Source organism: Umezawaea tangerina, from assembly GCF_003002815.1.
In the GTDB taxonomy this organism is placed as follows: domain Bacteria; phylum Actinomycetota; class Actinomycetes; order Mycobacteriales; family Pseudonocardiaceae; genus Umezawaea; species Umezawaea tangerina.
In genome coordinates this window covers 526,354-537,118 of record NZ_PVTF01000002.1, presented here as the reverse complement: position 1 = coordinate 537,118, position 10,765 = coordinate 526,354, and the positions used below count along the sequence as shown (strand labels likewise).

The 10,765-nt window shown below is 70.6% G+C and carries 8 protein-coding genes; 4 read left to right on the top strand and 4 right to left on the bottom strand.

The genetic code is table 11. From position 1 onward, the window contains the following. Positions 1-18: 18 nt before the first annotated feature. Positions 19-1,005 carry a helix-turn-helix transcriptional regulator gene (locus tag CLV43_RS08415; RefSeq protein WP_106186825.1) on the bottom strand — a complete coding sequence of 329 codons (987 nt, stop codon included), beginning with the start codon at positions 1,003-1,005 and terminating at the stop codon, positions 19-21. A 102-nt stretch (positions 1,006-1,107) separates the two neighbouring features. Here CLV43_RS08415 and CLV43_RS08410 point away from each other — a divergent pair, with 102 nt between their 5' ends. Genes CLV43_RS08410 through CLV43_RS08400 form a run of 3 tightly spaced genes read left to right on the top strand, consistent with a single transcriptional unit; the run spans position 1,108 to position 3,846 of the window. Next, complete coding sequence (locus CLV43_RS08410) at positions 1,108-1,683, top strand: DinB family protein (protein ID WP_106186483.1); 576 nt, start codon at positions 1,108-1,110, stop codon at positions 1,681-1,683. Between the two features lie 34 nt (positions 1,684-1,717). Beyond that, positions 1,718-2,749: an aldo/keto reductase gene (locus CLV43_RS08405; protein ID WP_106186482.1), complete on the top strand. Its 1,032-nt coding sequence runs from the start codon at positions 1,718-1,720 to the stop codon at positions 2,747-2,749. After that, positions 2,746-3,846 carry a winged helix DNA-binding domain-containing protein gene (locus CLV43_RS08400; RefSeq protein ID WP_106186481.1) on the top strand — a complete coding sequence of 367 codons (1,101 nt, stop codon included), beginning with the start codon at positions 2,746-2,748 and terminating at the stop codon, positions 3,844-3,846. The genes CLV43_RS08405 and CLV43_RS08400 overlap by 4 nt, the downstream gene beginning before the upstream one ends. 85 nt (positions 3,847-3,931) lie before the next feature. Here CLV43_RS08400 and CLV43_RS08395 read toward each other — a convergent pair whose 3' ends face one another. Next, positions 3,932-6,031, bottom strand: a complete 2,100-nt coding sequence (locus tag CLV43_RS08395; protein ID WP_106186480.1) for a VWA domain-containing protein — start codon at positions 6,029-6,031, stop codon at positions 3,932-3,934. Between the two features lie 213 nt (positions 6,032-6,244). Here CLV43_RS08395 and CLV43_RS08390 point away from each other — a divergent pair, with 213 nt between their 5' ends. Beyond that, positions 6,245-8,605, top strand: a complete 2,361-nt coding sequence (locus tag CLV43_RS08390; protein ID WP_170155748.1) for an AAA family ATPase — start codon at positions 6,245-6,247, stop codon at positions 8,603-8,605. 80 nt (positions 8,606-8,685) lie between these two features. Here CLV43_RS08390 and CLV43_RS08385 read toward each other — a convergent pair whose 3' ends face one another. Beyond that, entirely contained in the window at positions 8,686-9,378 is a 693-nt protein-coding gene (locus CLV43_RS08385; protein ID WP_106186478.1) for a hypothetical protein, read from the bottom strand. Beyond that, positions 9,375-10,613, bottom strand: coding sequence for a 2-isopropylmalate synthase (locus CLV43_RS08380; RefSeq protein ID WP_245886217.1), 1,239 nt, complete (start codon positions 10,611-10,613; stop codon positions 9,375-9,377). The genes CLV43_RS08385 and CLV43_RS08380 overlap by 4 nt, the downstream gene beginning before the upstream one ends. Positions 10,614-10,765 lie beyond the last annotated feature (152 nt).

Here is a 10,765-nt window from a genome sequence, read left to right as displayed (position 1 = left end):
ACATCATGCTGCACCGGCTCATCGGGCCCGCGCGTCGGTCGCCGCGGCGGCGGCGTAGCGGCGGGCCAGCAGGGCGAAGGCCTCCTTGAGCTCGGGCGGCCCGACGACCTCGACGTCGGCGTCGAACCGGCCGAGGGAGGCGGCCAGCGCGGGCCACGACCAGGAGCCCACGGCCAGCCGGCAGCGGTCGGGGCCGAGCGCTTCCACGACGCCGTCGCGGGTGTGGTCGGACACCGCGGCGGCGGGCAGGTCGAGGATCACCTCACCCCGGCACGGCCAGTCGGCGGAGCTGTCGGAGCCGCGGAACCTGGCCGCCACGAAGGTGGCCACGTCGCCACCGGGCAGCTCGCGCGGCGTGAAGCGGGGGCCGGTCGGGACGCGCGGGGCGACCCGGTCGGCGCGGAACGTGCGCCAGTCGTCGCGCTCGAGGTCCCAGGCCACGAGGTACCAGCGCCCGCCCCAGGTTACGACGTGGTGCGGCTCCACCCGGCGCGGTGGCCGCGGCTCGCCGTCGTCCGGTCCGGGGTAGTCGAAGCGCAGCACCTCCCGCGCGTGGACGGCGGCGCTGAGCGCCATCAGCACGCCGCTGTCGACCTTCGGTTCCGGCCGGGACGACGGCCGCTCGACGGTGGTGAACCGGAGGGAGTCGATGCGGCGGCGCAGCCGGTCGGGCATGACCTGCCGCACCGTGTTCAACGCCCGCGCCGCGGCCTCCTCGATGCCCGCGCCGCTGGTGGTGGCGATCTGCAGCGCGATGGCCAGCGCGACGGCCTGGTCGTCGTCGAACAGCAGCGGGGGCAGTTCCGTGCCCGCTTCGAGCCGGTACCCGCCGTCCGGCCCCTTGAACGCCGCGATGGGGTAGCCGAGCTCGCGCAGCCGGTCGACGTCGCGGCGCACCGTGCGCGGGCTGATGTCCAGCCGCTCGGCCAGCACCGCCCCCGGCCAGTCGCGGCGCGTCTGGAGCAGCGAGAGCAACGAGAGCAGTCGCGCTGAGGTCTTCGGCATGTCCGCCATTGTGCATCGGAGTCGCGGACACTACCTGTCCTCTACGTCTGCGACTGTGGTCACGTACCAGCCGACGACACCACCACGAGGGGTTCGACCACCATGACCACCAGCACGCCCACCACCGTCCTCGACGCCGAGCTGACCGACCTGCTCGCCGCCCTGGCCACCGCCCGCGCGGGCCTCGTCCGGGCCGTCGACGGCCTCAGCGACGAGCAGGCGGGGCTGACCCCCACGGCCAGCGCGCTCTGCCTCGGCGGCCTGGTCAAGCACGTCGCCTCCATGGAGCAGGCCTGGCTGCGCTTCGCGGTCGAGGGGCCGTCCGCGATGAGCTTCGACCTGCCCGAGGGCGTCACGTGGGCCGACTTCACCGCGGGCACCGCGCGCGAGTTCCCGCAGTGGGCGATCGACCACCAGGCGGAGTTCCGGATGCTGCCCGACGACACCCTGGACGGCATCCTCGCGCGCTACCGGGACGTCGCCGCCCGCACCGAGGAGGTCGCCGCCACCCTCACCGACCTGTCGGCGACCCACCCGTTGCCGGAGGTGCCCTGGAACGAGCCGGGCGCGGTCCGCAGCGTGCGCGGAGTGTTCGCACACCTGATCATCGAGACGGCCCGGCACGCCGGGCACGCGGACATCCTGCGCGAGTCGATCGACGGCCGGACGTCCTTCTGACCGGGTCCACCACGAACAGGGGAACGAGCACACCGTGAAGATGCGCGAACTGGGGCGGACCGGGATCAAGGTCAGCCCCTACTGCCTGGGCACCATGATGCTCGGCCAAGCGGGCAACGCCGACCGCGACGACTGCGCCCGGATCGTCCACCGGGCGCTGGACGCGGGGATCAACTTCGTCGACACCGCCGACGTGTACTCCGGCAGCGAGTCGGAGGAGATCCTGGGCGCGGCGCTGAAGGGCCGGCGCGACGACGTCGTGCTGGCGACCAAGGTCAACGGTTCGATGGGGGACGACCCCAACCGCGGCGGCAGCTCGCGGCGGTGGATCACCACCGCGGTCGAGGACTCGCTGCGGCGGCTGGGGACCGACCGCATCGACCTCTACCAGGTCCACCACCCCGACCCGAGCACCGACATCGAGGAGACCCTCTCGGCGCTGACCGACCTCGTGCGCGCGGGCAAGGTGCGGGCCATCGGGTCGTCGAACCTGCCGGTGTCGGAGATCGTCGAGGCCCAGTGGGTCGCTGACCGGCGCGGGCTGCAGCGCTTCCGCACCGAACAGCCCACCTACTCCGTCCTCAACCGCGGCATCGAACGCGAGATCCTGCCGACGTGCCGCAGGTACGGCATGGGCGTGCTGGTGTGGAGCCCGCTGGCGTCGGGCATGCTCACCGGCCGCTACCGCAAGGGGCAGGAACGGCCGCGGAACCCCCGGATGCACTGGGTCTCCCGGCACCTGACCGACGAGCGCAAGCTCGACGCCGTCGAGCAGCTCATCCCGCTGGCGCGGGAGGCGGGCCTGTCGCTGACGCACCTGGCGATGGCGTTCACCATCGCCCACCCCGGTGTCACCTCGGCCATCATCGGGCCGCGGACCGCCGAGCAGCTGGAGGACATCCTGGCGGGTGCCGGGACCGTCCTCGACGACGAGGTCCTCGACGCGATCGACCGGATCGTGGAGCCGGGGACCGACCTCGGCCCGATCGACGTGTCCTACACCCCGCCCGAGATCACCCGCACGGAGCTGCGCCGCCGTCCGGCCGGGGAGCGCGTCGCGGCATGACCGTTCTCGGCACCCGTGCCCTCAACCGCGCCACGCTGGCCAGGCAGCTGCTGCTCGACCGCTCCGACCTGCCGGTGCTCGACGCCGTCGCGCACGTCGGCGGGCTGCAGGCCCAGGAACCGCAGGAACCGTTCGCCGGGCTGTGGTCGCGGCTGCGCGCCTTCGACCCGGCGGTGCTCTCGGACCTGCTGGTCGGGCGGAGCGTCGTGCGGACGCACCTCATGCGCCGCACCGTGCACCTGCTCACCGCCGCCGACGCCCTGGCCTGGCGGTCCCGCCACGACGCGATGCTGCTGCAACGGGTGCTGGGCGTCTACCGCCGCGAGCTCGACGGGGTCGACCTCGCCGAGCTCGCGGCGGCGGCACGGGCCGTGCTCGCCGACGGTGAACCGCGCACCATGTCGGAGATCGCGCGGGCGCTGGCCGAGCGGTGGCCCGCGCCGGGGACGCGGGCGTTGGGGGAGGTGGTGGTCGCGGCCCTCGTCCCGGTGGCGCAGCTGCCACCGCGAGGGCTGTGGCGGACGAAGGCGGGCGCGCGCTACCTCCCGTTCCCGGCATGGCTGGGGCGTGAGGTCGACCCCTTGCCCCCGGACGCCTCCGACCCCGTCGGCCAGGTGCTGGTCCGGCGGTACCTGGCCGCTTTCGGGCCCGCCGCCTCGGCCGACCTGCGGGCGTGGTGCGGTCTCGCCGGACTGCCCGCCGCGGTGGCCGCGGTGCGCGGCGAGCTCGTCGCCTTCCGCGACGAGCGCGGCCGTGAGCTGCTCGACCTCCCCGACGCGCCCCGCCCCGACCCGGACACCCCGGCGCCGGTGCGGTTCCTGCCCGCGTTCGACAACGCGGTCCTCGGTTACCAGGACCGCGGCCGGATCATCGACGACGCCCACCGCGGCCTGTCGGTCGCGGCTACCCGCTTCGTCCTGGTCGACGGCCGCGTCTCGGCGACGTGGACGGTCACCGACGACACAGTGGCCGTCACGCCACTGCGCCCGCTGTCCCGAGCCGAACGCGCCGCCGTCACCGAGGAAGGCGCGGGCTTGGCGTCGTTCCTGTCCGAAGGGGACGGCGACCGGGTGCGGATCGACGCGTTGTCGGGCTGACCGGGGGTATGTCCATTGAGGACATGCGGGCGAGATCATCGCCGGGTGGGTGGCCGACCACGGTGGTCGACCACCCACTCCGCTGTCAGGTCCTCCTACCGCGGCGCTTGGTGACCATGAACAGGCCCGCGCCCGCGCCGAGGAGCAGGACACCCACGGCGACGATCGTGCCGAGGCCTCCCAGCCCGGTGAACGCCAGGCCTCCGGGACTCGGTGGCTCCTGTGCCGACGGCGCCTCCGGTGGGGACGACTCCGTCGACGGCGTCGACGGTTCCGTCGAGGAGTCCGGCGGAGCGCTGGTGGTCGTCGTGGTGGGTGAAGCGCGTTCGGGGAACTGCAGCGACTCCAGCGGTCGGACGTCGATGCCCACGACGGCCTCGGACGAGCGACCGCGGCTGTCGGTCACCACCAGGCGGACCTCGACCGGCCCTGGTGCCGTGTAGGTGTGGGTGGAGGTTCCTTCTTCTCCTGACTGGTCGACGGTGCCGTCGTTGTCGGCGTCGAAGGCGTACGTGGCCCCGGTCCCGCTGTAGGTCGACGCGAGACCGGACAGGACCGTCTTGTTGCCGACGACGACGGTGTCCGCGGCCCTCAGCCGTGCGACGGGCGCGGTCGTCGCGTCCTCCACGGTCTGGACGATGCTCTTCGAGACCTCGTCGGGTGAGCCGATCGGGAACGTGGCCCCGCCCGTCGCCGCCGAGATCGGTGCCATCTGGGCGCTGAGACCGGAGTCGGCGGACAACGCGTAGACCGCCACCGCCGGGATCTTGTCGCCCGGTGCCGCGGCGACGCGTGCTTCCGCCTCCGGTGCCGCGGGAGCCTCGGAGGGCGGCGACTGCTGCTGGCCGGGAGCGTCCGGAGCTGCCGCGGCCGCGCGTGCCGCGGCGCCCACGGTCGGGGGCAGCGCGGGCATCGGCGCGATGCCCTTCGCGATGTCGGCGACCCCGGAGGCGGTCAGCCCGGTCACCGGCTCCGGGTCGTGCGCCGGTGCGTCGCCGAGCACGATGAGCGCGCGCGAAGCCGACCGGTCCCAGTCCGCGCCGAGTGCGGTGACCAGGCCGCTGTACACCGCTTCCGGCGTGTCGCCGCCTCCGTCCGCCACGAGCCCGCGCAGGCCGGTCTCGAACGAGGCGAAGTCGTCGGTCAACGGGACCACCGTGCGGGCGACGTAGCCGTCGCCGTGGTCGCGGTACTCGACCAGCCCCACCCGTGCGTGCGGCGTCGCGGCGCGCAGGGCGTCCGCGGTGGCCTTGGCGCTGTTCACGGCCGCGGTGAGGTAGGGCGTCATCGACCCGGTCGTGTCGATGGCGAACATCAGGTCGGCGGGCCCCGTGCCGGAGCTGTCCGGCGGTGGGGGTGTGGTGGTGGCGGTCTCGGCCATGTCGCGAAGCGCGCCTGCGAGCTGCGTGAGCTCCTCGTCCGTGCCGCCGTAGTTCGTGTGCGGCCCGAAATCGCCCACCGGGGGCCAGTTGAGCTCGTAGTCGCAGACCGGGTCGTCCTCGTGGCAGAACAGGTGCAGCGGGACGGGCAGGTCGTAGAACGGGTCGCTGCTCGCCTTCCCGTCCTGCTTGATCAGCTGCCGGTACATCCCGTCGCCGTTCGCGCCGGATCCCGTGACTCCGCGGGCATCGGGCTTCTGGGCCGGGTCGCCGACGCCGAACACCCCGGCGATCCAGCCCGGTGGGAGGTCTTCGGCCACCTCACGAGCCGCGATCACGCCCTGCGAGTACCCGGCGAGGACGAACCGCGTCCCCGTCTCGGCGCATTCCGCGCGGCGCTTGTGGATGTAGCCGCTGCCGAACAGGCGTCCGTACTCGACCGAGTCGAACAGGTCCTGGTCCTCGTCCGCGTACTCCGCGGCGGGAATGGCGGGGTAGGGGACGCCGTACACCGGAACGTCGGCCAGGGTGTAGCCGCTGGACGAAGCGAGTCCGCGCGCCTTCTCGATGATTCTCTGCAACGTCGGCCCGGACAGACCGTTCGAGCGGTCCCCGTCGTCAGCGCTGTCCTCGCCGCTTCCGCGAAAGCTCACGACCTCGACCTTCGCGCACGCGGCCGGCTGGGCGTGACCTGCTGGTGCGGTCAACGCCCCGGACGCCAGCGCGAAAAGCCCTGCCGTGAGAAGCGCGACGGTCCGCTGTGGACCCCTCACCGATAACGATCTTCTTCCGGGCGGCGTTTCCATGTCTGGCACATAGGCGCCGGGTGCCGCTTCGTTACACGGCGGGCATTCGCGTCCGCGTTTATCGCCTGGGGTGGTGCGCGGTGCATGTCCTTAACAAATTCACCCGATAGTGGTGTTAACCGTCGGTTGGTGACGGGCGATAGGGGGAGTGCGGTGTGGTCGAATACCGGCGGTCGCGGGTCTTCGGTGCCTTGCTGGGCAGGGGAGGGTTTTATGTTCATCTCCGCCGTCTACGTCCGCTTCTTCCGCTCCTTCAACTACGACTACCTGAGAAAAACTCACGAAGGGTTCAGTCCGTACCCGTGGGACGTGCTCCCAGGCGATCTGAAGTACCCGTTCGTCAAAGTCGACCTCGAAAAGTCGGTCACGACAGTAGTGGGCGCCAACGAGTCCGGGAAGAGCCAGTTGCTGCACGCGATCAAGTGCGCCCTCACCGGAAACGACATCGGACTTGGCGACTTCTGCCGGTACTCGCAGTTCTTCGCCGTGGACGACAACATGTCCCCGCCGGACTTCGGTCTGGAACTGTCCGGGCTCGATGCCGAGGAGAGGTCGGCGGTGAGCAAGGCGCTCAAGGCGAAGCTCCCGGCGATGAGCGAGCGGTTCTGCCTGTTCCGGTTCGGAGGTCGGCCACCTGTTGTTTTCATCCCGGACCAGGAAGACTGGCGACAGGTTGAGGTGAAGAGTCGGGAGGTGTTGGACGCACTCCTGCCCAAGTCGTTCGAGATCGACTCCAACGTGGCACTTCCGGACAGCGTCCCACTCCACTACCTGGCTGAAGATGAACACTCCTTCCGCACTGCACCTCGCAGACTTCGGCGAGGCTTCATCCGGAAAGTGATGGACAACGCGGCTGAGTGGTTCGGTCAGCAACCCGAGGCCCAACAGGCTCGGCATCCGGCTGAGGGTGCGTTCAACGAAGCGAACAAGTCCTCGGAGGAACACGAGAAGCAACTGCGGCTGGCCGACAAACTGCTGCTCGAAGTGGCCGGTGTGAGTCGGACGGCGTTCGCGCAGCTCTTGGCGGCGGTGGACGACGATGACGACGGCTACGCCAACGGAGTGGTCGCGCAGATCAACAAGAGGCTCGCCGCGAAGCTCAACCTCACCAAGTGGTGGTCACAGGACCACCACTTCCAACTACTGCTTACCTTGCGCGACCAAGACCTCGTCTTCACGATCCGGGACCGCACCGGCACCGAGTACTCCGCAGGGGAGCGCAGCATGGGGCTGCGGTACTTCCTGAGCTACTTCATCCAGTACCAGTCGCACGACAAGCCCGAAGCGGGTAAGTGCGAGATCCTGCTCATGGACGAGCCCGATGCCTACCTGTCCAGCGCGGGCCAGCAGGACCTCCTGCGCATCTTCGAGGACTTCGCCAACCCCGAGGACCCGCAACGCACTCCGTGTCAGGTCGTCTACGTCACCCACTCACCGTTCTTGATCGACAAGAACCACGGTGAGCGCATCCGGGTGCTCGAGAAGGGCGAAGGAGACGAAGGTACCCGAGTCGTGCGCAACGCGGTCCAGAACCACTACGAGCCGCTGCGGTCCGCCTTCGGCAGCTTCGTCGCCGAGACCACCTTCATCAGCAACTGCAACCTCATGCTGGAAGGACAGGCCGACCAGGTGCTGATCGCCGGGATGTCCGCGCGGCTGCGGCGTATCGACCCGGATCCGCTGACCAACATCGACCTCAACGCCGTCACCCTCGTACCCGCGGGCGGTGCGGGCAATGTTCCCTATCTCGTCTACCTCGCTCGTGGCCGCGATGTCGAGAAGCCCGCCGTGATCGTCCTGCTCGACAGCGACGAGGCGGGCGATGCAGCGGTTGGTGACCTAGAGCAAGGCCACCGGGGCAAGCGGTTGATCGACAAGAAGTTCGTTCTCCAACTAGGAGATCTCCACTCCGGCGAGATCCCCACAGGCAACCCCGCAGGCCTCGCCGCGATCGAGGACCTGGTTCCCCTTGAGGTGGCTGTCCAGGCTGTGAGGAAGTACGGTGCGGCCTTCCTGTCGCCGGACAAGGCCGCGCAACTCAAGGCACTCACAGTCGATGACGTGGTGTACGAACCCCAGGCCGATACCCATCAGGCTCTGCAGAAGGCTGCCAGGGGCAAGGTGCCCGACCTCGGCCTGGCCAAGGTCGGCTTCGCCCGATGCGTGCTGGACGTTGTCAACAACGAACTTCCCGTTGAGGAAGCTCACACGGTTGACGCCAACTTTCGGGCGTTGTTCACCGAGTTGGGCAGGCTCCAACGCGAGGCCATGCGTGAGTTCACCGCTGACAAGACCGGTACCAAGGTCAAGCGACTCAAGGACTCCTTCCTGCTCGACCACCCCGACACCGCTACCAAGGCCCAGGCGGCGATGTTGTTGGAAGAGGTCACCGCAAGCCTGGACAATTCCGCTGACGCGGATGACCTCCGCAACCACATGCTGCGCATCAAGCGGAACCACCAACTCGACGGCAGGACAAGCGACTCGATCGCCAACTACCCGGGGTTCAAAGAGGATCTGGCGAAGCTCGCCTACGCGCTTGTGAACGACGTCCAGGTCGACTCGAAGACATAGGTCTCGCCAGCTGACGAAGGTCGGAGATGCCAGTCGAGGAGTTCGGCGCGGCTTGCGTATTGGACCACCATGCGCCGCATCTACGCGAAGGCATCGCCTTGCGCCGCAGTGCCAGTGTTCTTCGCAGCCCGGTGAAGGGTGTCGAGGTATGCGGCGGCATTCGGGTGCGGGTGGTCCTGGGCGCCGTGGCGGTGCAGGTCGAGCACGCCGCCGGGGTGCAGGCGCACGGTCGTGGTCGCCTGTCGGGGTACGTCGGTCGTGTGGTCGGGGAGGAAGGTGGTGTCGAGGACGGGGGTGGTCGGGGCGAACATGGTGGTGGCCTCGGCGGTCGTGGCGGCGGGCGGGTGGCCGGTGGTGTTGGCGCTGCTGACGTACAGCAGGGGGAACCGGTCCAGCAGCGGGCGCAGCGGGGACCACCGGGCGCCGAACAGGAGTGCCCAGCCGTCCTTGCTCGCCGGGGCCAGCCACGCGGGGACGTCGGGGCGGAGGGGGAGCAGGAGGGTGAGGAGGTCGTCGGTGAGCAGGCGGCGGGCGAACGCGACGAGGTCACCGTCGAGGTCGAGCGAGGGGACGAGGGTGTCCCAGGTGTCGTCGTGGTGCGCCCACAGGGCGACCGGCTGGTCGGCCGGGCGGGCCTTGGCGGTGTTCACTGTGTCGGGACGGGTGCCTGTCACCACGCGGGTCAGCGGTGCTGGGTTGGGCAGGACCACCGCGCGGCCCGCGTCGAGTGCGCGGCAGGCGCCGTCCAGGTCGACCGCGCCGCCGTCGGTCACGGCGCGTCCCGCCCGGCGGTGAGCACGTCGAGGTGGTCGGCGAAGGCCTGGTCCTCGACGACGGCCCGGCCGGTGCGGTAGGCGCGCTCCTTCACCCAGTGCATCGCGGACCTGGCCTGCTCGCGGTCCAGGTCGTGGCCCAGGCGCGCGGCCACGGCCGTGACGACGCGGGCGCTGGCCAGGTGGGTGAGCACCACGCTCGGCTCGATCCCCAGCAGCGCCGACGGGTCGAAGGGCTGGAACAGCTCCGGGTGCACGAACGGGGTGCCGGTCGAGATCGTGCCCACCCCGGTGCCGACGATCGGCGTGGTCACCGTGAGCGGCACGCCGGTGTGCGCCGAGACCGCGCGGGTGATCGCGGGCAGCCGCGTGAGGTCCGGCACCGACCACCACAGCGACGGGCCGTCGGGCGACCCGAGCACGTCGGCGGCCCGCGCGGGGTCCCCGCCCAGCAGGAACAGCAGCTGCTCGGTGGCCACCATGCCCGAGCGCTCCGCGACGCCCAGCCACGAGCTGGACAGGACCCGCACCCCCGTGGCCGCGGCCTGCAACGTGTTGGCCAGGCCGAGGCCCAGGTCGTTGTGCAGGTGCGAGCCGAGCACCACCCCGTCGTCGGCCTGGTCCGCGACGTCGGTGAACATGGCCGTGGTCTCCGCGGGCAGCTGGCACCCGACCGTGTCGGCGAGGACGACGGTGCCCGCGCCCGCGCTCGTCACGATGTTGGCGTAGTCGGCCATCAGCGCGTGGTCGGCTCGCGAGGCGTCTGCCAGGCACACGTCGACGGCCACCGCGTCGTCGGTGTCGCGGGCCAGCGCGACCAGGCCGACGCCGTCGTCGAGCGCCTCGCGGGCCGTGCGGTGGACCATCACCCGCGCCATCGCCTCCGAGGCGGGCACCACCACCATGATCCGGGCGTGCGCGCTGCCCTTGACCGAGGCGAGCGCCTGCCGCACGTCAGCCTCCGTGCCCCGGCACACCGCGGCGACGCTGACCGCGCCCTCCGCCTCGGCCGCGACGCGGCGCACCGCCTCGAACTCCTGCTCGCACACCGCGGGGAACCCGGCCGCGAACACCACGTGCCGCGGACCGTCGTCACCGAAGATCCGCCCCTGCGCACGGGCCAGCTCGACCCGGAACCCCGCGTCCATCAGCGTCTTGCCCTGGGCACCGTCGCGCGCAGACTCCTCCCACAGCACGACCCGACCCGCCAGGGCCGACTCACGGACCACGTCCACGCGCAACTCCGAATCCATTGTCGTCAACCTTCAGCGGCAATGTTCACCATAAAGAGTGACGCGTTTATTGCCTGATTCATTTGCCGGACGGAACCCTACCCGACGGGATGCGGAGGTCATCGATTGTTCGACATGTCCGATGTCGCTCGTGA